The 23,521-nt window shown below is 36.0% G+C and carries 22 protein-coding genes, 1 tRNA gene and 1 other annotated feature; of the genes, 16 read left to right on the top strand and 7 right to left on the bottom strand.

Annotated elements, in window-relative coordinates:
- Window positions 1-137 precede the first annotated feature (137 nt).
- The 5 genes from nrdR (at window position 138) to efp (ending at window position 3,688) form a co-directional block, all read left to right on the top strand.
- On the top strand, window positions 138-584 hold the full coding sequence (gene nrdR / locus BLQ66_RS03220) for a transcriptional regulator NrdR (protein ID WP_027430405.1): 447 nt from the start codon (window positions 138-140) through the stop codon (window positions 582-584).
- A gap of 27 nt (window positions 585-611) precedes the next feature.
- Complete coding sequence (locus BLQ66_RS03225; protein WP_074520890.1) at window positions 612-1,130, top strand: YqeG family HAD IIIA-type phosphatase; 519 nt, start codon at window positions 612-614, stop codon at window positions 1,128-1,130.
- Window positions 1,117-2,478 carry a shikimate dehydrogenase gene (gene aroE, locus BLQ66_RS11975; protein WP_074520891.1) on the top strand — a complete coding sequence of 454 codons (1,362 nt, stop codon included), beginning with the start codon at window positions 1,117-1,119 and terminating at the stop codon, window positions 2,476-2,478. The genes BLQ66_RS03225 and aroE overlap by 14 nt, the downstream gene beginning before the upstream one ends.
- A gap of 59 nt (window positions 2,479-2,537) precedes the next feature.
- Window positions 2,538-2,981: a type II 3-dehydroquinate dehydratase gene (gene aroQ / locus BLQ66_RS03235; protein ID WP_074520892.1), complete on the top strand. Its 444-nt coding sequence runs from the start codon at window positions 2,538-2,540 to the stop codon at window positions 2,979-2,981.
- A 149-nt stretch (window positions 2,982-3,130) separates the two neighbouring features.
- Window positions 3,131-3,688: an elongation factor P gene (gene efp, locus BLQ66_RS03240; protein WP_074520893.1), complete on the top strand. Its 558-nt coding sequence runs from the start codon at window positions 3,131-3,133 to the stop codon at window positions 3,686-3,688.
- A 120-nt stretch (window positions 3,689-3,808) separates the two neighbouring features.
- Here the strand turns inward: efp and lepB are convergent, their stop codons facing one another.
- Complete coding sequence (gene lepB, locus BLQ66_RS03245) at window positions 3,809-4,348, bottom strand: signal peptidase I (RefSeq protein ID WP_074521063.1); 540 nt, start codon at window positions 4,346-4,348, stop codon at window positions 3,809-3,811.
- 356 nt (window positions 4,349-4,704) lie between these two features.
- Window positions 4,705-6,696 carry a molecular chaperone HtpG gene (gene htpG / locus BLQ66_RS03250; protein ID WP_074520894.1) on the bottom strand — a complete coding sequence of 664 codons (1,992 nt, stop codon included), beginning with the start codon at window positions 6,694-6,696 and terminating at the stop codon, window positions 4,705-4,707.
- Between the two features lie 254 nt (window positions 6,697-6,950).
- Here htpG and BLQ66_RS03255 point away from each other — a divergent pair, with 254 nt between their 5' ends.
- Both BLQ66_RS03255 and BLQ66_RS03260 read left to right on the top strand, forming a co-directional pair.
- Complete coding sequence (locus BLQ66_RS03255) at window positions 6,951-7,691, top strand: LytR/AlgR family response regulator transcription factor (RefSeq protein ID WP_074520895.1); 741 nt, start codon at window positions 6,951-6,953, stop codon at window positions 7,689-7,691.
- 121 nt (window positions 7,692-7,812) lie between these two features.
- A complete protein-coding gene (locus tag BLQ66_RS03260) occupies window positions 7,813-9,042 on the top strand; it encodes a sensor histidine kinase (RefSeq protein WP_180364681.1) in 1,230 nt (409 codons plus the stop codon).
- Between the two features lie 683 nt (window positions 9,043-9,725).
- Here BLQ66_RS03260 and BLQ66_RS03265 read toward each other — a convergent pair.
- From BLQ66_RS03265 to BLQ66_RS03280, 4 genes are all read right to left on the bottom strand, one after another.
- Window positions 9,726-10,223 (bottom strand): DUF5721 family protein, encoded by a 498-nt coding sequence (locus tag BLQ66_RS03265; protein WP_074520897.1) that lies wholly within the window; start codon window positions 10,221-10,223, stop codon window positions 9,726-9,728.
- A gap of 90 nt (window positions 10,224-10,313) precedes the next feature.
- Window positions 10,314-11,246: a radical SAM protein gene (locus tag BLQ66_RS03270; protein WP_074520898.1), complete on the bottom strand. Its 933-nt coding sequence runs from the start codon at window positions 11,244-11,246 to the stop codon at window positions 10,314-10,316.
- 154 nt (window positions 11,247-11,400) lie between these two features.
- Window positions 11,401-11,473: transfer RNA gene (locus tag BLQ66_RS03275), tRNA-Thr, on the bottom strand.
- 331 nt (window positions 11,474-11,804) lie between these two features.
- Window positions 11,805-12,782 (bottom strand): DHH family phosphoesterase, encoded by a 978-nt coding sequence (locus BLQ66_RS03280; RefSeq protein ID WP_074520899.1) that lies wholly within the window; start codon window positions 12,780-12,782, stop codon window positions 11,805-11,807.
- Between the two features lie 263 nt (window positions 12,783-13,045).
- Here BLQ66_RS03280 and BLQ66_RS03285 point away from each other — a divergent pair, with 263 nt between their 5' ends.
- The 4 genes from BLQ66_RS03285 to BLQ66_RS03300 all read left to right on the top strand — a co-directional run bounded on the left by BLQ66_RS03285 (window position 13,046) and on the right by BLQ66_RS03300 (window position 18,194).
- Complete coding sequence (locus BLQ66_RS03285) at window positions 13,046-14,506, top strand: MFS transporter (RefSeq protein ID WP_074520900.1); 1,461 nt, start codon at window positions 13,046-13,048, stop codon at window positions 14,504-14,506.
- Between the two features lie 213 nt (window positions 14,507-14,719).
- The gene (locus BLQ66_RS03290; protein ID WP_074520901.1) at window positions 14,720-16,651 is read left to right on the top strand and encodes an alpha-amylase family glycosyl hydrolase; all 1,932 of its coding nucleotides are present in this window, start codon (window positions 14,720-14,722) and stop codon (window positions 16,649-16,651) included.
- An 18-nt stretch (window positions 16,652-16,669) separates the two neighbouring features.
- Window positions 16,670-17,569, top strand: a complete 900-nt coding sequence (locus BLQ66_RS03295) for a tetratricopeptide repeat protein (RefSeq protein WP_074520902.1) — start codon at window positions 16,670-16,672, stop codon at window positions 17,567-17,569.
- Complete coding sequence (locus BLQ66_RS03300; RefSeq protein WP_242869314.1) at window positions 17,562-18,194, top strand: HAD family hydrolase; 633 nt, start codon at window positions 17,562-17,564, stop codon at window positions 18,192-18,194. The genes BLQ66_RS03295 and BLQ66_RS03300 overlap by 8 nt, the downstream gene beginning before the upstream one ends.
- Window positions 18,195-18,283: 89 nt before the next feature.
- Here the strand turns inward: BLQ66_RS03300 and BLQ66_RS03305 are convergent, their stop codons facing one another.
- Window positions 18,284-18,538: a hypothetical protein gene (locus BLQ66_RS03305; protein WP_027430420.1), complete on the bottom strand. Its 255-nt coding sequence runs from the start codon at window positions 18,536-18,538 to the stop codon at window positions 18,284-18,286.
- Between the two features lie 239 nt (window positions 18,539-18,777).
- Here BLQ66_RS03305 and BLQ66_RS03310 point away from each other — a divergent pair, with 239 nt between their 5' ends.
- The 5 genes from BLQ66_RS03310 to BLQ66_RS03330 all read left to right on the top strand — a co-directional run bounded on the left by BLQ66_RS03310 (window position 18,778) and on the right by BLQ66_RS03330 (window position 23,519).
- The gene (locus BLQ66_RS03310) at window positions 18,778-19,350 is read left to right on the top strand and encodes a TIGR01440 family protein (protein ID WP_034245156.1); all 573 of its coding nucleotides are present in this window, start codon (window positions 18,778-18,780) and stop codon (window positions 19,348-19,350) included.
- A 270-nt stretch (window positions 19,351-19,620) separates the two neighbouring features.
- Window positions 19,621-20,024: a binding site (T-box leader), on the top strand.
- A 49-nt stretch (window positions 20,025-20,073) separates the two neighbouring features.
- Window positions 20,074-21,498 carry an anthranilate synthase component I gene (trpE, locus tag BLQ66_RS03315; protein ID WP_074520904.1) on the top strand — a complete coding sequence of 475 codons (1,425 nt, stop codon included), beginning with the start codon at window positions 20,074-20,076 and terminating at the stop codon, window positions 21,496-21,498.
- Complete coding sequence (locus BLQ66_RS03320; protein ID WP_074520905.1) at window positions 21,495-22,070, top strand: anthranilate synthase component II; 576 nt, start codon at window positions 21,495-21,497, stop codon at window positions 22,068-22,070. Before trpE ends, BLQ66_RS03320 begins: the two co-directional genes overlap by 4 nt.
- On the top strand, window positions 22,067-22,873 hold the full coding sequence (trpC, locus tag BLQ66_RS03325) for an indole-3-glycerol phosphate synthase TrpC (RefSeq protein ID WP_074520906.1): 807 nt from the start codon (window positions 22,067-22,069) through the stop codon (window positions 22,871-22,873). Before BLQ66_RS03320 ends, trpC begins: the two co-directional genes overlap by 4 nt.
- Window positions 22,854-23,519, top strand: a complete 666-nt coding sequence (locus BLQ66_RS03330) for a phosphoribosylanthranilate isomerase (protein WP_074520907.1) — start codon at window positions 22,854-22,856, stop codon at window positions 23,517-23,519. The genes trpC and BLQ66_RS03330 overlap by 20 nt, the downstream gene beginning before the upstream one ends.
- Window positions 23,520-23,521: the final 2 nt, after the last annotated feature.

Here is a 23,521-nt window from a genome sequence, read left to right on the forward strand (position 1 = left end):
AACTAATATAATAAAGTGTTTTAGAAAATGTTACGAAATCTAGTAATTATGTATATTTGCCAAGTAAATATAAACTTGACGTTGCTTAAAAAATTACATATAATTGATTTAAATAAAAAGATGCGGAGGTGCTTAATATGAAGTGTCCATTCTGTGGTAATGATAATACTAAGGTTATTGATTCTAGACCAACAGACGATAGCTCAATTAGACGACGTCGTCAGTGTGAAGTTTGTGGTAAGAGATTTACAACATATGAGAAAGTAGAGACCCTACCGCTTATTGTTATAAAAAAGGATAATAACAGAGAACCATATGATAGAGAGAAGATAGTGGCAGGCATAGTTAGATCATGTCATAAGAGGCCAGTTTCTATCTCAAAGATTAATTCTATGGTTGACGAAATTGAGAATACGATATTTAATATGGGAGAGAAAGAAATTTCTACTAATACAATTGGCGAAATCGTTATGGATAAATTAAAGGATGCAGACGAGGTCGCTTATGTAAGATTTGCTTCCGTATATCGTGAATTTAAGGATGTAAACACATTTATGGATGAAATCAAGAAAATTTTAAAATAGAGAAATCTATTGTTATAAGGAGTTTTTATGTTGAAGAGATTTTATCCGGATTTGTATATTGATTCTGCGTATAATATTGATTATGAGGGCCTCTATAACGGTGGTTATAGAGGCATTATCTTTGATATAGATAATACCCTAGTAGAACATAATGCACCGGTAGATGAAAGATGCAAGAATTTATTTGAGAGATTACACGAGATAGGTTTTGAAACCTGCATTATCTCTAATAACGGTGAGGAAAGAGTAAGACCTCTAGCTAATGCAGCTAATTCTAAGTACGTTAGTAAGGCAGGCAAGCCAAATCCTAGAAACTATCACAAGGCCATGAACATTATGAAGACAAGATCTAACGAAACATTTTTTGTTGGAGACCAGATTTTTACTGATGTTTGGGGCGCTAATAGAGCAGGAATTTTCTCAATATTAGTAAAACCTATTGCAAAGCATGAGGAGATTCAGATAGTATTAAAAAGAAGACTTGAGTGGATTGTTTTAAAGTCTTACAAAAGGTTTTTAAGGAAGAAGGAAAATGAAAGAAATTAAGGGAACAACAAAGCTTTGCGGACTTGTTGGAAATCCGGTTGAACACTCTATTTCCCCACTAATCCACAACAATTTATCAAAGCTAAAGGATATCGATATGGTTTATACAACCTTTAGAGTTGAGGATGAAGACGTGGATAGTGCTATTAAAGGGGCTTACTCACTTGGAATTGTTGGCTTAAATGTAACAGTTCCTCACAAGCAAAGAGTAATGGAGAGTTTAGTAGCAATTGACCCATTAGCTAAGGCCATTGGGGCAGTTAACACTCTAGTAAGGGATGAGAAGGGCTTTAAGGGTTACAATACTGATATCCTTGGACTAGAGCGTGAATTAATGGATGAGGGATTATCCATTAAGAATAAGACATGTATTATTCTTGGAGCAGGAGGAGCTGCAAGAGCAATTACATTTTTATGTGCCAGCAGGGAAGCTAAAAAAGTTTTTGTAATTAATAGAAGTCTTGATAAGGCTAATTCTATTAAAGAAGCGGTTAATGCACATTTTAATTCAGATATTGTTGAGGTTTTAGGCCTTGATGAATATGAGCGAATTGAGGATAATGACTGCCTTTGCATTCAGTGTACTAGCGTAGGCTTATATCCTAACGTAGAGGATGTAATTATAAGCGATGATGCATTTTACAAAAAGCTATCAGCAGGGGTGGATATAATCTATAATCCTTACAGAACCCGCTTTATGAAGCTATGTAACAAGGCCGGCAAGAAGGCCTATAATGGTTTGAAAATGTTACTCTACCAGGGCGTTTGTGCTTACGAATTATGGACAGACACTAAGATTTCAGCTTCAGAGTGCCAAAAGATTTATACTAAGATGCGCGCTCATATGGCAGGAAACATCATTTTAATAGGCTTTATGGGTAGCGGTAAGTCTACTTTTGGCAAGTGGATTGCAAAGCATAAGGACATGGAATTTATCGATACCGACGACTATATTGAGTCTAAGGAAAATATGTCTATAAACGAAATTTTTGAAACTAAGGGTGAGGAGTACTTTAGAGAGCTTGAAACAAGCGTGGTTAAGGAACTTCAGGCAAAGCTTACTAACTGTGTAATTTCAGTTGGTGGAGGCCTTGTTGTAAAGCCTGAGAATCAGAAGTTACTTGCTAATATGGGAAAGGTCGTTTATTTAGAGACACCTAAATGTGAGCTTATTAAGAGACTTTCATCAAGCAATAACAGACCGCTTTTAAAGGATGTTAACTTGTCTGATAGAATCGATGAGCTTATGGAGAAGAGAGAAGAAATCTATAAAAAGGCGGCTACTGTAAAGGTGGATACAGCCAATAGAGATTTTGAAGATATGTATAAGGATATAATTAATTCATAAATTATCTTAAAGAGATAAGAATTAAAATTAAGTGTAGTAAATGAAAGGTGGTAGTTAAGATGAAATTATTAGTTCTTAATGGACCAAATATTAATTTTCTTGGAATTAGAGAGAAAGGAATTTATGGTAATGACAACTATGAGACTTTAGTTTCCATGATTGAGGCTAAGGCTAAGGAGTTAGGAATAGAAGTAGAGGTTTTCCAGTCTAATCATGAGGGAGCAATCATTGATAAGATTCAGGAAGCTTATTATGAGAAGGTGGATGGAATTTTAATTAATCCAGGTGCCTTTACTCACTATTCTTATGCCATTAGAGATGCCCTAGCTTCAGTAGCTGATATTAAGAAGATTGAGCTTCACATTTCAAATGTTCATAATAGGGAAGACTTTAGACATACATCCGTTACAGTTCCTGTTTGTGATGGACAGATTGTAGGCCTTGGACTTAAGGGATATTTATACGGACTTGAGGCATTAATGGATATGGTTAATAAAAAATAGTTGCCAAATGGCCTATATTAGTATAAAATTAATAAGGTTATTGCGTATCTTAGGAGGGGATAATCTTTCTTAAGATTTGAGTTATCATAAGTTTATATATTATTTAAGAACAGATAACATAATTGATTTATTTAGGAGGTTTACCAAGCATGGTTACAGCAGGTGATTTTAAAAATGGTATTACAATTCAGATGGATGGAAACATTTGGCAGATTATTGAATTCCAGCATGTAAAGCCAGGTAAGGGCGCAGCTTTTGTTAGAACAAAGTTAAAGAACATCGTTTCTGGTGGTGTTGTTGAAAAGTCTTTCAGACCAACAGAAAAGTTTGATTTAGCTCACATCGAAAAGAAGGAATATCAGTATCTTTACGCTGATGGAGATTTATTCTACTTCATGAATACAGAGACATACGATCAGATCGCATTATCAGCTGAGAACGTTGGTGATTCACTTAAGTTCGTTAAGGAGAATGAATTAGTTAAGCTATGTTCACACGAAGGTAACGTATTCTCTATCGAGCCACCAATTACAGTTGAACTTGTAATTACAGAATCTGAGCCAGGTGTTAAGGGTGATACAGCTACAGGTGCTACAAAGCCAGCTATCCTTGAAACAGGCGCTAAGATCAATGTTCCATTATTCGTTAACCAGGGTGATACAATTAAGATTGATACACGTACTGGCGAATATCTTTCAAGAGCATAATTTTAGAATTTATTAAAGATTATAATAATAAGAAACCCGCTTAGTTATTAACTAAGCGGGTTTTTACTTACTGATTAAATTAAACTATCTTAAACTATTTTAAACTAGAGCAGTGTTTGACTAGCTTCTGCTAAATAGACTAAATGTTGGTTTAGCATTTTCACCATCATAATACTTAAAGATTACTTTAGCTAAAATCTCGTCCTTAGTTACATAAGAAGTTGTCTCCCAGAATCTAGAATCCTTTGAGCTATTTCTATTATCCCCTAATACGAAGTAGCTGTCTTCAGGAACAATATAAGTCTGGCTTGTGCCATCGTCAATCATGGCCTCTTTTATATAGTCCTCAACTAATTCTTCACCATTAACATAAACCTTGCCCTCAGAGATTGTAACCACGTCTCCTGGTGTACCAATTACACGCTTAACGAAGTTTTGCTCTTCATCATCTGGGAATTTGAAAATGATAATGTCGCCACGCTTAGGCTCTGAGAAGATATAAGCAAGTCTAAAGCCTATTAATCTATCATTAACATTAATTGTGTTCTCCATGGAACCAGTTGGAACCTGAGCGTTAATAATAACGAATTTAGTAATAATAAGTGCTATAACAGCAGCAATAACTAAAATCTTAATATAGCTTAGGATTTCCTTTACAATAAGCTTCTTAGTGTTTTTCTTACAAGAAGCATTTGATTTAGAAGAATCATCACTAGATGATTTCTTAGAACTAGATTTACTAGCTGAAGTAGAGTAATCTAAATCGTCGTCATAGTCGTCAGGATTTTCAAAATAGATACCGTCATCTACGCTGTCATCGATATCAGTTAGAAAATCGTCGTTGAACTCCTCATTATATCTGTATTTGCGATTGTCAGCCATCTTTATACCCCTAATTGTAAATATTATAAGTTCGTTAAATGTCTAGCCAAAAAGAAAAGCTAGTACATTCGCATAAAAGTAGGAAAACCCTTATTTTTCACGAATTTACTAGCTTTATTTTACGTTAAATATTTTTATTTGGCAAGTAATTCCATAATTTTATTACTTCTTGAAATAAATGCTGTCATAGCCTCTGCTGAGAGTGGAGCATGAGCAAGTAAAGCAAGGTCATAAATCTGTTCACAGAAGAGCTTTGTGTTCTCTCCTTCAGGATTCTTTGCAACGTAATCAACTAACTTGTTGTTAGCGTTAAGTACAAGGGTCTGACCGTTAGCACCAAACATAGATGGGTCCATGCCTGCCATGCCATACATCTTCATCATATCCTGCATACGTCTATCCTGCTCAGATAGAGTAATCATTGAGGAAATGTTATCATCCTTGAGCTTTGTTACATTTACATTAAGCTTGTCATTGTTTAGAGCCTTCTTAAATGTATCTGTAAGCTTTTCAGAGATATCCTTTAATTCATCTTCGTTAACTTCTTCCTTAAAGCTATCATCAATAGCAGCATCAACACGGCTAAACTTTAAGCCTTCGTTTTTGCCCTCTAAGCTCTGGATAAATGGCTGATCAATTCTGTTATCAAGAATTAATGCATCAATATTATCTGCCTTAAACATGTTGATATACTGGCTCTGTTCCTGCATATCAGTTACATAGAAGATTGTATTCTCATGATTTTCTTTATTCTCTTCAAGGGCTTCCTTAAGTGTTAAGTACTTGTTATCTAAGTTCTTAAAGATAATGTAGTCGTTCATCTTCTCTGCAAACTTCTCATCCTTTAAGCAACCGTATTTAATGAATGGATTAATGTCATCCCAGTATTTCTCGTAGTTTTCTCTATCAGTCTTGCACATACCTGATAACTTATCAGCAACCTTCTTTGTAATATAGTCGCTAATCTTCTTAACGAAACCGTCATTCTGAAGGGCAGAACGAGATACGTTAAGTGGAAGGTCTGGACAATCAATTACACCCTTTAATAGGAGTAAGAATTCAGGAATAACTTCTTTGATGTTATCAGCTACGAATACCTGATTGTTATATAACTTAATTGTTCCTTCAGCAGATTCATATTCCATGTTAATCTTAGGGAAATATAAGATACCCTTTAAGTTAAATGGATAGTCCATATTTAAGTGAATCCAGAAGAGTGGTTCTTTGTAATCCTTAAATACTCTGTGATAGAACTCGATATAGTCTTCCTTCTTACATTCATTTGGATGCTTTGTCCATAATGGATGAATGTCGTTTAGAGCTTCTGGACGCTTGTTGATTGTAACCATCTTCTTTGCTGGTTCCTTTTCAACAGTCTTCTTTTCGCCATCTTCCTCAACCTCTTCAGTTACTGCATCCTTTGTAAAACGCTTAACTACAACGTCCTTTTCCTGTAATTCTTCTTCAGGGATGTCGACAGTCTTTGGCTCTTCGTCAACATTTTCCATAAAGATTTCAACAGGCATGAATGAGCAGTACTTCTCAAGAACTTCTCTAGCCTTGTATTCGTTGCAGAATTCGTAAGAATCATCGTTTAAGTAAAGAGTAATCTCTGTACCAACGCTTGTCTTATCTGAATCAGACATATCATAGTCTGTACCGCCATCACATTCCCAGTGAACGGCTGTTGCATCCTTCTTATATGATAAAGTATCGATTGTTACTTTGTTTGCTACCATGAAAGCTGAGTAGAAACCAAGACCGAAGTGACCAATAATCTGATCGTCATTAGTCTTATCCTTGTACTGTTCAAGGAAGGCTTCAGCACCTGAGAAAGCAATCTGGTTGATATATTCGTTAACTTCCTCACTTGTCATACCAAGACCATTATCAATAATCTTGATAGTCTTATCTTTAGAGCTAATTTCTACTTTAACCTTATATTCAATGTCATCTGGTTCTTCGTATTCGCCAATAAGTGATAACTTCTTTAATTTAGTAATTGCGTCACATGCATTAGAGATTAATTCTCTATAGAAAATATCGTGGTCTGAGTACATCCACTTTTTTATAATAGGAAAAATATTTTGACTGTTAATTGATAAACTACCGTGTTCTTTAGCCATTTTATCCACTCCTTTGATTGTAATAGTATTAGAATCTAGGCTTTCGCCCAACAAAATATACTTTAAACTTAAAATGACTGAAAGTCAATAAAAATTAGCACTCAAATTAGCCGAGTGCTAATAAAATTTTTATAAACTTATAAAATAGATGTATAAGTTGTATTTACTAGATATTAGTTTCCGTCCATGCTATAATATACCAAAATTTTAACTTCTAGTTTTTATTTTTCTTAACTAAATAATGGAGGTAAATTATGAGAATAGCCATATGTGATGATGACAGCATAGTGATAGACGACGTAAGATGGCGCATTCAAGATATTGACGACAGCATAGAGTATGACGGATATAGTTCAAGTATTGATCTGTTGGTGACTCTGAAAAACAAAGGTTATAATTTTTACGATTTAATAATTCTAGATCATTTAATGCCAGAGATTAATGGCCTGCAGCTTGCAGAGATTTTAAGAAAGAATAATTTTACGGGACTAATTGTTTTCTTAACAGGTGAAGATGGAATTATTGATGACACTTTTAAAGTGTTACCTTTTAGATTTCTTAGAAAGCCAATTAATAAAGACAGATTCAATGAAATGATATCTGCTGCGCATAAGAAAATAACCAAGAATAGATTGATAGAAGTACCTGTCTCAAAATTAGAGAAGCTAGTTTTGAAAATAAACGACATTGTTCTTTTTGAAGCGGGACACAGAAAGAGCATTGTAGTAACTAGAGATTCTGAGCTGGAGAGCACAAGAAACATTTCCGATTGGGAAAGATTTGTAGAAGAAGAAAAGCTTAACTGCTTTGTAAGAATTACAAAAAGTTACGTAATTAATCTAGAACATGTAGTAGGCTATAGCAAGGGCTATAGAGGCGGAAGCGTAAAGCTTGATAACGTGCACTACAAAGAGGTTGAGGTAAGTTCTAGTTATTGGGGTCATTTTATAGACAGTATGAATGTCTATAGCTTAAGCAATAAAGTGACTATCTAATGTTTGTGAGGATGACAATTTATAGGGAGAAGACATGAATAATCATTTTTTAGGAGCTTTAATTTTGTTAGTAATATATTTAGACGTTTATTTATTAGTTACTTGTATTTTTAAATTGAAAATGAAATACAAATTATACCCTTCAATCATATTAGTTTTAGTGGTGGGTATCTTAAGTGAGTTTTTCTTAAACGATAGCTTACAGGACCTTATTGAGATAGTACTGCCGGTGCTAGTTATAGGCTTTAATCTCTACAATAAGAAAGACCTAACTAAGCTTATTTTTGCAACGGTTCTAGTAACCATGCTTGATAGCCTAGTTTCAATACTTAATTATTTATTTATACCAGAGAGTAAAATTTCAATCTACAATTATGATGCAACTAAATTTATCTTAGAGATTCCAGTATTTCTCTTGATTCTAGTTATAAGCCTCATCGTTTATAAGAAGAAGTTTGATTTTAGTAAGTATAAATTAGATAAGTACATTTTAGTCTATTCCTTTGCAGGCCTTAGTATTATTGCAAATATTAGCGTCTTTTCGCTATATTTTCTCAATCTAAATATGAGCCTAGATAGAATAGTAGTGGTGCTTTTAATTTCCACAAGTTTAGCAGTACTTACCTTAGTTTTGCTTGTCTTTAACCTAGTTAAAAACGACAGATTAGAGTATGAAATCGAATTATCCAATAAGGTAATTGCTAATCAGATCGAGTATTTCAAGGTCATGGAGGAGAAGGATAGCCAGACTAAGGCCTTTAGACATGACATTAGAAAGCATCTTTTTTGCATGCGACATTTAAGCGAGAATAAGGAATATGAGGAGCTGGCTAAGTACATTGATGCTATGTGTGAAAATGTTACAGAGCTAAGTCCTGAGATTAATACCGGAAACAGCCTTATGTCCTCTATTTTATCGGAGTGTATAAGACAGTGTCCAAAGGTAAACGCAAGGTGGGAGGGCCATTTGCCATCTGACATGGGTATATCAAATATCGACCTTTGTACCATTTTCTATAATCTTGTTCTTAATGCCTTCGAGGCAGCAAACAAGAAGCTTGAGACTATGACTAGTGAAGAGAGACAAGAGGATAGGGCAAAGCTTGACTGCGATGTCTATATTGAAATGTCTATGACAAATGTAAACAAGATTCTTACAATTAAGAACAAACGCATAAGTCCACCGGTTAAAATTAGAAATAGATATATTACTTCAAAACAGGGGGAAGGCCATGGTTACGGCCTAAAGAACGCAATGAATGTACTAGATAAGCTAGATGGTTCTCTTATAACTTCGGATGACGGTTACATTTACACAACTGAGATTATTATACCTAATCATAATAGTTAAAACTTTTTTCAAAAAAGTGTATCCAAATGTAGCTTTTTGGTACTCAACTGTGTTGAAAAATAAAACTTAACAAATTAAAATATTCTTAGATGATAAATTATCATCGTAAACATAAAGATCGTGGGAGGTTTTTAAATATGGTAAGCGGTTCAGCATTTTTTGATTTAATTAGACGTTGGTTACTCGGCGAAATCTAATTAAGGATAAAAGAACAAACATGGAGGTTATGCCCATATAAGGAAATGCGTTCTCCCTATTGTCCCGTATATAAATAAATGCATTTTCTCATATGGACATAATATAGATTGTCTTTAGACAGATCGTACCCTCGAATTCACAAACATTAAACGGAAAAATAAAGTCTAGATTTCTAGGCTTTATTTTTTTACTCTAATTGGTTTAAATTGTGCTCAATGTACTTAGATGTAGCTTTTTGGTACTGAACTGTGTTGAAAGGGGAGTTTTAAAAAGAGTAAAATTATAAGCGTGATATGAAGAGCTTCACGAAAGATCATGAAAACATCATGCAAACGACGTCAGTCGTTCCTGACAACTAATATTGTATTACACCCTAAGTTATTGTCGTTGTCTGTAGTAAATGAGAATTTCTATATGATATTAGTAAATAAGGAATGAGTAGACAAAGTCTATAGTCTATTCATTCCTTATGTTTGCATCTTTCTTTAATTTTCTGTATAGGCAATTTCAGCCATTTCAAAAGTGTTCTTAATATAAGCATCAAAAGCTTTCTCTAAACTCTTATCAAGAGTGAAAGTCTTAAGAGAAGTACCTGTAATAATTGTTACAGCATCATCCTTGTAATTCACATTTATAAAAAGTCCATCAACGCTATCAATATCAAGGTCAATATCATTTTTCTCAATGAGTTTTGCAATTGCTTTTTTTGATAGGGCGAAAATGATTTTAAGGCCGCTAGGCACTTTCTTGCCCTTTATAAGATTAAAGACGTGTGGTCTTTGCATCTTCCAGTTAGAATACTGGCTATCAGGAAGAGCTTCTAATTCCTCAGCTGAGTAGAAACTTGTGTTTATTCTACCATCAATTTTATAAAATGAACCAGTCTGAATGTCTGCCTCAGATAAAAGTAACATATCAAAAGTTTCCTTTACTAAGAGCTTGTTCATAAAGTCGCTGGTATTAGTAACTGTAAGTGATATCATATAATTTCCTCTCAAAATTTATTCTGACATAAGTAAAAAACGAAATAACAGTAAAATGATAATTGCAAATCAAAACACTGTCAATTAGAATTATAAAATTCCCCTATAGTCAAACTCAGGAATGAAGCTTTCACTAGCCACGCTGCCATCTTGGGTAAAGCCCTTAGTAAGGCCTAAATCAAGGGCGTAGTCAATGACACTATCATATTCCCTTTTTGTCACCTTTCTGTGAAGCTTTGGATGATTTTCCACCTGTTTTAAAGGAGTATATTGGTTCATTATGCTTATGAAAATGTTGTCGCCATATTTTTCGTATAAATATTTTATGACAGCCTTTGAATCCTTTGTGCTTCCCGGCAAGCAAAGATGTCTAACAACAATGCCGGATTTTAAAATACCATCTTCTATATTTACATTGTGAGATTTTTTAAGGCTTTCTCTTTCTTCATCTGTAAAGAATACTGGAGCCTTTCTTTGTCTATACATTTCAGCAAGGGCAGCGCTAGCCACTTCAAAATAGTCTGGAGCGTTAGAGTATTCCTTTGATAACTCATGGCTTACATACTTAAAGTCAGGAAGATAGACATCCACAAGACCGTCTAAATCCTTTAAAGTCTCCACTTTTTCATAAGAGCTAGTGTTATAGACAATAGGAATAACAAGGCCTTTGTTCTTTGCAAGCTCAAGGGCCTTTATGATTTCATAAGTAAAGTGCGTTGGAGTTACAAGATTTATATTGTTGGCCCCTTGTGCTTGAAGGGTTAGCATAATCTCTGAGAGTCTCTCAACACTTATTTCAATTCCATCTGTATTTGCGGCAATGTTATAGTTTTGGCAGAAAATGCATCGCATATTACAGCCTGAGAAAAAGATTGCGCCACTGCCATTACTTCCGGAAATACAGGGTTCTTCCCAAAAATGAAGAGCAGCACGGGCTGCTCTTATTTGGTCTGAGGATTTACAAAATCCTGTGTTAGTTTTTCGATTTATATTACAGCCACGAGGGCAGATGTTACAGTTCATAGTGATCCTTTCAGGGGGGAACCCCCGCCATGAGATGCGACTAAAGTCGCGGGCTCTACGCGTTCCACTACATAGTGGGGAAGTGCTCGCATTAGATGCGACTAAAGTCGCGGCTCGCACACAAGTAGTGATTTGCTACGCAAATAACTACAAGAGCTACCAATGGGACTTGAACCCACGACCTACTGATTACGAATCAGTTGCTCTACCAACTGAGCCATGGTAGCGAATAGTTTGTGGCACGTTAGAAATTGTGGTAAAGCGGACATTCGGAATCCGCTTTGCTACTTCCTCATGAACGCAGTGGCACTTTGTGCCACCTGTCAGAAGGGGCTTTAACCCCTTCTGACACCAGTAAGCTTTATACCCCCGCTTAAAGCTTACGCTTTTGAAGCGGGGGATTGCTTACACTGCGTTCAAACTAATGTATTTAAGTTTTGTCGACAATTCCCCCGACATTTGTTAAACCATTTTTAAATATAATTCAATAAAATTAGGATGTCAAGACAACTTCTAGCGTTTAAGCCTTAGTTTTCTTAACATCCCTATTATCATTATTTAGTAAGACACATCCAATGTCTGTAAGAAGCGTTCTTTCATCTGAATGATAAACTCATTAAGATTGATTTCTTCTGGATTTCCCTTAAATGGTAGGAAACCTCCCGCCATGTTATCGTGGCCGCCGCCACTACCAATGCCCTCTAAGGCTATGTTTGTAATGTAACCGGCTCTGTAATTAGAATTACTTCTTATGGATAGCTTGATGCCATCTGCTTTTACAGAATAAATAACGGTTAGTTCAATGCCATTTAGCGTGATTAGGAAATCGGCAATGTTAGCAATAAGGGCATCGGGACAATTTTTACCAGCATCCGCAAAACAAACGGATTCGTAAATGTCCACACTTGAAATAGCTGTGCTATAGGACTTTAAATCGCTCATCTCTATGATAGAACTATCAAGGTCGTAGAGCACGTCATTGTCCGCAAGTCCATGTAATATATAAAACATCTCCATATCCAAGTCGCTAACCCCGCGCTTCATATCAGCAGTATCAACCTTGATGCCGTATAAAAGAGCAGTAGCAACATTTTTTGGAATATCAATGTCATTCTCTACATAGTAAGAGGCAATAATTGAGGCGCAGGCCCCAACCTCAGGTCGAATATCAGAAAATTGGTAATCTTCATTAACATAGATAGGATGGTGATCGATACAAATAATCTCTGTACCATTCATGTTAATAATATTGGCATTACCTTTCTGAGCATCAACAATAATAATCTCATCGTCGTTTTCTAACTCGTCTGCAGATTCACTTTCCACCACCTTAATTCCAAGTCTGCGAACCATCTTCGCAGTAACTGTCTTATCAATGGAACCATTGTAAGTGATCTGTGCATCAATCCCTCTGATTCTAAGCAAAACAGAAAGACCATATGCACTTGCTATTGCATCTGGATCAGGAAAATTATGGGTTTGTATGTAAACTTTACTGTTGTTTACCTTAGAAATGATTTTGTCTAGATTAGTCATGATCATTCTCCTATAAAATTTAGTGCTCCCTTATCCCCTTTAAGTAAACATTTCCCAGCTTAAAGGTTTTACAATTAGCAACCTAATTAAACAAAGTAAATCGCATAAAGTAAACCTAGGTGTTTATATTACATGAACAGGGCTTTTTATTCAAGCCGATTCATATATTTTTTTACTCGTTAAAATATGTCAAATATATTATAATATAATTAGAAAAAAATGTTTATAGAATATGAGCAAAAAATACAATGAGAGAAAAGATTATGGATGAGAATTTTGATAAAGAATCAAATAAAAATTTAAATACAATAGAATCAAATAAAGCAAAGATGTGGCAGATTGCCCTTTTTAGCCTAAATAACACCTCCACAAACCTCTTCCTAGCCATGATGGGCTATGTTTCTTATTATGCAAATGGAATCGCAGGCCTTGGAGTAGTGCTTATTTCCTTTATTTTAACAGGTATGAGAGTTTTTGATGGGGTAACAGACCCCTTTATTGGCTACTTTATTGATAAAACCAATGGAAAGTATGGTAAATTCAGGCCTTATATAATACTGGGCTATGTCTTAATGGCCCTAAGTTCTCTAGTGCTTTTTTTCACTACGGATTTAGTTGCAAATGTATTAAAGCCAATTTACTTTATCTTGGTTTATTCAGTTTATATCATTGGCTACACTTTTCAGACCGCCGTTGTAAAGTCAGGACAGTCGGTAATTACTAATGACCCGGCACAGCGCCCCTTTATAACTTTTTTTGACTCTACCTTTATAATGTTAGCCCACGGTCTAGTAGCATTTTACGTATCTGTTTACTTAATTGGAAAGTATGAGAGCTTTACTAATAAAGATCTCTATCTAGAGTTTGTAATTACAGTAGTTTTAGTGGCAGGAGTTTGCTCACTTTTAGCAGTTATTGGAATCTGGGAAAAGGATAATATAAAGTATTTTAGGCTAGAGAATAAGGAAGAAAGGCCAAAGATACGCTTTAAGGATTATTTTAACATTTTAAAGCATAATAAACCTATTAGAATGCTTGTAATCGCTGCGGCTTCTAATAAATTTGCTCAGATGGTTTATGGAAATGCTACGGTGCTAGTTATGTTTTACGGAATACTTATGCAAAACTATGCCCTTGCAGGTATCATTGGTATTATTATAGGCTTTCCAAACCTAGCAATTATCTATCTTGGAATTAACTATGCCAAGAGAAATGGACAGAAGAAGGCACTTATTTTATCTACCTATTTGGCTATATTTTTTCAATTAATTTTAATGTTTATGATGCTATTTACGGATTTAACTAAGGTTTCCCTAAGTCACATAAATCTAATCACTATTTTGTTTTTACTTGTATTCATGCTACTTAATGGTGTAAAATCTATATCTAACAACATAGTAGTTCCAATGATTGCAGATTGTACTGATTACGAGTATTGTATAAGTGGTTATTTTGTGCCTGGAATTATGGGAGCACTTTTTTCATTTGTTGATAAGACTTTTTCAGCACTGGCCACAGCATTTGTGGGTTTGTGCTTGTCGTTTATAGGCTTTGGGAAAGTTTTCCCACAGGTCGAGGATGCATTGACACCGCAATTAAAGTACATGACAGTTTTCTTTTACTGCGTGATTCCAATTATTGGCTGGTGTGTAACCTTGTTTATCATGCGTTTTTACAAGCTTGATAAGAAGACAATGCAGGGATTATATAGGGATAGAGTTTAACTCAGTCGGATAAATCCCCCACCTCTAAGCGTTAGTGTAGGTGGGGTTATGACAAACTATACTCAGTCGGGGTAGAAGCTCCGACTGAGTTAAATGCTCCGCGAGGATGCGCACGGATTCGGACAGGAATTTGTCTGCAGTAGCAGACCCGAATCCGGCGCAAGACTCGCGAGCGAGTCTTGACTAAATAGAAAGCTAGGATAGGAGTAGGAAATGCAGGTAAGAAGCGGAAATCCAACAATCATGGGGGCGAATTTAATAGATGGCGTTTACAATTTTTCTTTTGCAAATGCATCATCTAATGTGACTTTATTATTATTTAGCGAGAAGAAAAAGCACCCTAAGTATAAGATTAAATTTGAAGAGGATATGCGATTTGGCGACGTCTATTCCATGGCAATTTCAGGAATAGACCTATCTAGCTATTTCTATGCTTATGAAATAGATAAACACATTTTCATAGATCCTTATGCCAAGGAAATCACAGATTGTGGCTGCTTTGGTAAGAAATCAAGAGAGGATGTCTATATCTCACCAATCTGTCTTCCAGAATATGATTGGGAAGGGGATAGACCTCTTGATTTAGACTATAAGGACAGTATTTTTTATAAGTTAAATGTCAGAGGATATACAAAGTCTAAGACTTCTAAGGTTAAGGAAAAGGGAACCTTTAGAGGTATCATAGAGAAACTCCCTTATCTTAAGGATTTAGGAATTACAACTATTGAGCTTATGCCAGCTTATGAATTTGATGAAATTGGACGTTTTTATCAGTTAAAGGAAGATTCCATTCTTTCAAGATACGGGGTGGATACTCGTTTCATTAATGGTGAGAAATCAAGCGCAGTTAACTTCTGGGGCTATACTAGAGGTTTTTACTTTGCGCCTAAAGCAAGTTTTTCCTCTCGCGTTGCAGGAAAGGACTACAAAAAAGGCTACAGTTCTGAATTTAAGGACCTTGTAAAAGAGGCCCACAAAGCAGGAATTGAAGTGGTTATGGAAATGTTTTTTGTAAAGGAAAGCGTAAGCTTATGCCTTGACTGCGTAAGATATTGGGTGAATGAGTATCATATAGATGGCGTTCACGTATACGGAGAGGAAACCATTTTAAAAGCTATTGCTTCAGACCCAATGCTTTCAAAAACTAAGGTACTAACAGTATTTTGGGAGGGCAATAAAGGCACTTATAAGCACATGGCAAATTATAATAATGATTTCCAGAATGTGGTTAGACAGTTACTTAAAGGTGATGAGAATCAGCTTCAGAGTTTTATAAATGTTACAAAGAACAATCCAACAAATAGCGCGGTTATTAATTACATCACTAATAACAACGGCTTTACATTAACAGATTTAGTAAGTTATGATAGAAAGCACAACGAACTTAATGGCGAGAACAACAGAGATGGTGAGAACTTTAACTATAGCTGGAACTGCGGCGAAGAGGGTCCTACAAAGAAGCGTAAAATAATTGATCTTAGACTTAAGCAGATTAAAAATGCCCTCACTATGGTGATTTTATCTGCGGGCACTCCACTTATTTTGGCCGGAGATGAATTTGCCAATAGCCAGGAGGGTAATAATAACCCATACTGCGTAGATAGTGAGGTTTCTTGGCTTACTTGGAAGGAAACTTCAACTGCTAAGAAGATTTTTGATTGGACTAAAACTTTAATAGATTTTAGAAAAAAATATGCAATCCTACATCAGGAAAATCCACTTAGTCAAACAGACAGATTATCTATTGGATTCCCAGATTTGTCATATCATGGCAACAATGCTTGGTTTACACCAACAGATAATTTCATTAGACAGGTGGGCATGATGTATTCAGCAGCTCACGGTGAAGAAGGCGTTAATGAGCTTATTTATATAGCTTATAATATGCACTGGGAGGAGCACGAGCTTGCCCTTCCAAAGATTGACTCTAAAGAGGGCTGGAAGATTGTTATGTGTTCTGCCACAAAGAAAGAGACTGCTACAATTAATGAGGAGAAGAGAACAGTTTTACTTGCCCCTCGAAGCGTTGCAATCTTAGTGGGAGAGTATAAGCCTTTTAAGAAGGGAATAATTATTACTCCTAAGCTTGATAAAAGCAACAATAATAAAATAGATGATATTAATAGATCAGACAAAACTAATTAGGATTTGGAAAGGTAAATTATGAATCTAGAGAAATTAACTAACATAAAGACTGAATTTAAGGGCTATAAGGAAATACTTGATTCAGGAGATTATGAAAAAGCATACGAAATGCTTGATAAATTACTAAAGACAATTGAAGAAAGCTTAGATGAGAGAAGAGCTGCAAAGGTTAATTCTGATGCAGTTGTAGAACTTACTAAGGATAGCAAGGAAGAAATTTACATGAGCCTTAATCATGTTATGGAATATTATTTATATGAGGTTTACTTTGAGCCAGACGCTGAGGTTAAGACTCTTGACCTTCCAGTAGGGGAGTATTACAGAACCTTTGGTGAGCTCTGCCAGAACATGGGTAAATATAAGGCAGCAGAAGATGCTTATAAAAAGGCCCTTAGCTGGAACCCAGTAGACCTTGATTCTTATCTTGGTTTAGCAGAGAGCTACAAGTATCAGAACATGCTTAATAGATTCCTTGAGGTAACAAAGCAGGCCTATAGATATTGCTGCACTAGAGCAACTATGGCTAGATATTATAGAAATATTGCCTATTACTACCTTTCAAGCTACAAGCCTGAAATTGCAAGGGATGCTTATCAGTATTCCAACGTCTACTATCACACAGACAACGCAGATTCTGAGCTTAAGTATATTGAAGAGGCCCTTGAAAAGAAGACACCTGACATCGACATTAGACGAATTCAGAAGGTCTTTACTGAGGAAAATGTAGAACCAGGCCCAGACTCAAAGACTATCGGTATTATTTACAGAGTCGGAGAGCTTATGATGCAAGACAACGAATTAGCCCTTGCAAGAGACTGTTTCTCAATTTGCTATGATATCACTCAGGAACAGCAATTAGGAGTAATCCTTGATCAATTAGAGGAAGTATTAAAGGAAGATAGTAATGGAAATGAATAAGAAATATGACGGTCTAATTTTTGACCTAGATGGAACAATGTGGAATTCCACTAAGCCAATTGTGGAGGCTTGGAATATCATTTTAGGAAAGCACCCTGAAATTAAGCGAGAGCCAATTGTTGAGGAGGATTTAACAGATTGCATGGGAAAGACAATGTACACAATCGCTGCCATGCTTTTCCCAAAGGAAGAGGAAGCTGTTAGAAACGCCCTTATGGATGAGCTTTGCCTTTTTGAAAATGAATATCTAGAAGAGGTAGGTGGCGTACTTTATCCTAAGTTAGAAGAGACCTTAAAGGAGCTTAGTAAAGAATATCCCATTTATATCGTTAGTAACTGCCAGGATGGCTATATTGAGGCTTTTTTAAAGGCTCATAAATTAGCTTATCTATTTAAAGATACAGAATGTTGGGGCAGAACCTTTGTTACAAAGGGTGAGACAAACAAGATTTTAATTAAGAGAAATAATCTTAAAAATCCTGTCTACATCGGCGATACACAAGGAGATAAGCAGTCTGCAGTAGATGCAGGAATTGACTTTATCTTTGCAAGCTACGGTTTTGGAAATGTAGATGAATACAATTATAAAATCGAGAAATTTGAAGATTTAACAGATATTCTATAAATGAAAAAGGGAATCCCTAGTGGATTCCCTTTAATTATGCTAATTTAACAGCAGATAAAAGCCATTGGCTTATCTGATGCCTGTCATATCTACGGTAATGTTATGACAGAAAATTGTAAAGTCGTTTTAATAGCGACTATGATATCTGGAATTTTATCATAGATTTCTTTGTAAAGCTTAACAACTGGGCTCTCAGGTGAGAGTACATAGTTAATAGCAGTAAAATCTTTTGTCGCAAAACTGTAAACAATCCCAAGCATAATTACTCCTGCTAATATTTTTACAGCAAATTTAGCAATTATTGCTATTAAGCCGATAAATGGAAGAGCTTTCAGACTTCTCATAAAAGATGCCCCCTTTTAGTTTTCCGACTACGAGTCCTCCCCTCTAGCCCCTGACAAGTAATAGGTTAACGTTCCCATCCATTAAGTAGTTCCGACTTTTTTGCTAATTTCATTGTACTACTAATAAAATAAAAGTGAAAGTAGTATTTTGTATTTTTTCTACATTGTGATAATATACAAGTTATAAGTCTATGACTAATTTAGTAAAAGGAGGATGGGCGATAGCTCTTAATATAAAAATGGCAGCAGGAATATCAAACGAAAAATTCACAGAAATCGCAAAGATTCAAACAGAGGCAAAGGAAATCCTAGAAGACTTAATAGCACAGGCACAGCCTGAAGAAGGAGATTTACTCATTGTTGGTTGTTCTTCAAGCGAAGTTGCAGCTCATAAGCTAGGTACATTTTCAAGTGAGGAAATTGGCGAAGCCCTTTATAGCACAATTAGCGAGTGCTGTAAGGCTCACAAGTTAAAGCTTGCAGCACAGTGTTGCGAACATTTAAACAGAGCTCTTGTAGTGGAGAAGGCATATGCTAAGGCTCATAATCTTGAAATCGTAGCCGTAGTACCTCAGCTAAAGGCCGGTGGTTCTTGGGCTACAGCAGCTTACAAGCATATGGAAAATGCAGTCATGGTAGAAACTGTAAAAGCAGAGCTTGGTATGGATATCGGTGATACTTTAATTGGAATGCACTTAAAGTCAGTAGCAGTGCCAGTTAGAACAAAGACTAACACAATTGGCAATGCTCATGTAGTTTGTGCAAGAACACGTCCAAAGTATATTGGTGGCGAAAGAGCTATGTATAGATAAAAAATTCTTTGATAGATGGTAAAGCTTTTTCTTTCATTAAAGCGTAAAAGTGTAAAGCGGACATTCGGAATCCGCTTCGCTACTTCCTCATGAACGCAGTGGCACTTTGTGCCACCTGTCAGAAGGGGTTTTAACCCCTTCTGACACTAGTAAGCTTTATACCCCCGCTTAAAGCTTACGCTTTTGAAGCGGGGGATTGCTTACACTGCGTTCAAGTTTTACTTGACTAAAGTGATAATGAGTGATACTATATTTTCAACTTAATACTAAATAAAGTCGATGAACAGAAAGAGTAGCTATAGAAGCTGCATTACAGAGAGCCAAAGATTGCTGAGATTTTGGTGTGTGAGCATATAGTGAATGGGTCTGGGAGATGCTTTTGCGAAAATTGTCACAATTACTTCGTAATTGCGACAAGGTGGAACATCACGCATTAGATGCACTTCGTGGTCACAACTACTACGTAGTTGCGACAAGTAGCAAAAGACGTGTCCTCACGTTACAGGGGAAGGATATAATATGTATCTGAAATGAGTAGATTTAACAGGTGGCTAATCCTAGTTTAGGATTACCACCTTTTTTTAAAACAAAAGTTAGCAAAAAAGCTATGCTAGAGACTTAAGTTTTAAATTAGATCTAGAACAAGGGTGGCACCACGATAATTCGTCCCTGGTAGATGTTAGCGCATTTATCAGGGACTTTTTTAACTCAGAAGGAGGAAGTATGAAGAGAGTTTTAAGAGCCTACAAAAAGAGTGTAAGTATTGTTGATGAAACAGCCATTGGTCTTTTTAAGGGACTAACTAAGGATGGAACTAAGGGCTTTTTGCTTGAAAGTAACGATAAGGAAAATGGTCGCTATACTTTCATGGGAGCTGATCCTGAGGAAGTTATTAGCTCCACAAAGACAGGTCTAATTATTACAAAAGCTAATGGAACTAAATTAGAAAAAACAGGTAATCCAAGAGAGCTTCTAAAGGAATATCTAGATGAATTTGAAGTAAAAAAAGACTTAGGAGAAATCGAATTTATCGGGGGTTTAGTAGGTAGCTTTGGTTATGACTATATTAGATATAGCGAGGATTTGCCGGATGAGAATCCAGATGAGATTGGCATTGAAACTATCCAGCTTATGTTAGTAACTAAGTTCATTGCAATTGATCACGTAGCTGAAACTCTTACAGCAGTTTGCCTAGATGAGGATAGCGCAGATGGTAAGGAACGTGCCCTAAAAGAAGCCAACGACATGATTAAGAAAGCTCGTGAAGGAGCAGCAAGTTACAGTGAAGAGGAAATCGATACTGTACTTGATGGAGAGATTATTAATAAAAGTGATAGCCTTGAGGACTACACTAATAAAGTTCTTAAGATTAAGGACTACATAAAGAAGGGACACATTTTCCAAACTGTACTTTCTCAAAGATGGACTATTAAAACTGGTCAGTCAGGTTTTAACCTCTATGAAAGACTTAGAAAAGTAAATCCTTCGCCATACCTTTATTACTACAATTTCGGGGACTTTGAAATCATTGGTAGTTCTCCGGAGATGATTGTAAAGCAGACAGATAATAACATTTTCACATGTCCAATCGCAGGCACTAGAAAGCGCGGTAAGACCAGGGAAGATGATTTAAGACTAGAAAAAGAGCTCTTAGCTGACGAAAAGGAAAGAGCAGAGCACGTTATGCTTGTGGACCTTGCAAGAAACGACATGGGTAGAGTTAGCCAGATTGGTTCAGTTAAGGTGACACAGTTTATGAATATTCAAAGATATTCTCACGTAATGCACATCGTTTCCTTGGTTGAGGGTAAGAAAAATAAAGAATATCATCCACTTGATTTGATTTCTTCATTTCTTCCTGCAGGAACTCTCTCAGGTGCTCCAAAGATACGTGCCATGGAGATTATTGATGAGCTTGAAAATGTAAGACGAGGCCTCTACGGTGGCGCAACTGGTTACATGGATTTTGGCGGCAATATGAATTTTTGCATAACCATTAGAACCATGATTAAAAAGGGTGACAAGGTTTATCTTCAGGCAGGAGCTGGAATCGTTGCGGATTCAGTGCCAGAGCTTGAATATAAGGAGTGCCAGAATAAGGTTATGGCCCTTGCCAAAACATTAGTGGAGGAGGAGAAATTACAATGATTCTTTTAATTGATAACTACGATTCATTTACTTATAACCTCTATCAGTTTATTGGAATTTTTAATAGCGACATTAAGGTTGTAAGAAACGACAAAATTACTATAAAGGAAATCGAGGAGCTTGACCCTAGCGCAATTATTGTAAGCCCTGGTCCTAAAAGCCCAAAGGAAGCGGGAATTTGTATTGAGGCGATTAAGTATTTTGCAGGCAAGAAGCCAATCCTTGGAATATGCCTTGGACATCAGTCCATTGGTGAGGCCTTTGGTGCCACTGTAAGTTTTGCTAAAAGCATTATGCATGGCAAGCAGTCTAAGATAGATTTTAAGTCAGAAAATATATTCGCAGGTCTTAAATCACCAATTAATGTGGCAAGATATCACTCCCTTGCAATCCTAGAGGAGACAATGCCAGAGGAGCTAGAGGTAATTGCAAGAACTAATGATAACGAGATTATGGCCATTAAACATAGAGATTATCCAATTTATGGTTTGCAGTTTCATCCAGAATCTATCTATACAGATTACGGAAAGAAGATGATTGAAAACTTTTTAGAGGAGGCGAAGGCACTATGATATTAGATGATATAGTTAAGGACAAAAAGATTAGATTAGTTCAGGCTAAGGAAAATGTATCTTTAGAGGAAATGAAAGAAAAGGCCCTTAAGTCTACAAGACAGTCTATTAGCTTTTATGAGGCCCTTGCAAAGCCGGGTCTATCTATTATTGGAGAGTTTAAAAAGGCCTCTCCAAGCCACGGAAAGATGGATAACAAGATTAGCCTAGAGTCAAGAATTAAGGACTATAGCGAAAGTGCTGATGCTATTTCTTGTTTAACGGAGGAAGATCATTTTAATGGAAGTGTTGATTATCTAATGCAGATTAGAGAAATGACTAAGCTTCCAATTATTAGAAAGGATTTTATTATTGATCCTTATCAGGTTTACGAGGCTAAGGTAATTGGTGCTGATGCCATATTACTTATTGCAGCAATTCTAAAGGATGAGGAGTTAAAGAGCCTATATGAGCTTGCTACAAGCCTTGAACTTGATTGTCTTTGCGAGGTTCACGATGAGAAAGAGATGGAGAGAATGCTAGGTCTTGGTGTTAAGATCATTGGTATTAATAACCGCAACCTATGGGATTTTACAATTGATCTTAATACAACTAAGAAGCTTTCAGATATGATTCCAGCAAGTTTAAGAGAAGAGGGAGTTTTGCTTGTATCAGAAAGTGGCGTTTTAAAGTCAGAAGATGTTGTAACCCTTTCTAAGTCAAAGGCTAATGCTCTCTTAATTGGAACAGTGCTTATGGAGGCTGAGTCTCCAAAGGCCTTAATCAAGGATTTTAAGGAGGTTTATGAGTCTTATAGAGATTAATAAGGATGCTAAGACTAAAGTTAAAATCTGTGGCCTAACATCTATTAAGGATGTCTCTTTAGTTATAAGAGAAAAGGCCGATTATGCTGGTATGGTTATGTTTTTTGAGAAGAGTAAGAGAAACATTTTCAAAGACAAGGCAAGGACCTTAATTAAGCCACTAAAGGAGGCGGGTATAAATACTGTTGCGGTGGTAGTTAGTCCTAGCCAAGAGCAAGTAGAGATTATTGAGGAAGTTGGCTTTGATTATATTCAGATTCATGGGGATTTAGATAAAGAGCTTTTAGAAAATATAAGACTTCCAATAATTAGGGCTCTTAACCTAAAAGTGGCAGATGAAAAGATAGTAAAAGAAGTGCAAGAGTTAGAAAATGAGGATAAGATTTTTGCAATTCTTTTTGACGCAGGCATTCCTGGTAGTGGGAAGACTTTTGATTGGAACAGTTTGAAAAAAATGGACATCAAAAGAAAGAAGGTTTTTTTAGCTGGTGGACTAAATAAGGATAATGTGGCACTAGCTATAAAGACTCTAAATCCGGATGTAGTAGATGTAAGTTCAGGCGTTGAGTTTGATGACGCAAGTATAGTAGGTAAATGTGAGGAGAAGCTAGTAGCTTTTATTGAAAATGCAAGAAAGGTAAGGTAGGA

The organism is Lachnospira pectinoschiza (assembly GCF_900103815.1).
GTDB lineage: Bacteria > Bacillota > Clostridia > Lachnospirales > Lachnospiraceae > Lachnospira > Lachnospira pectinoschiza_B.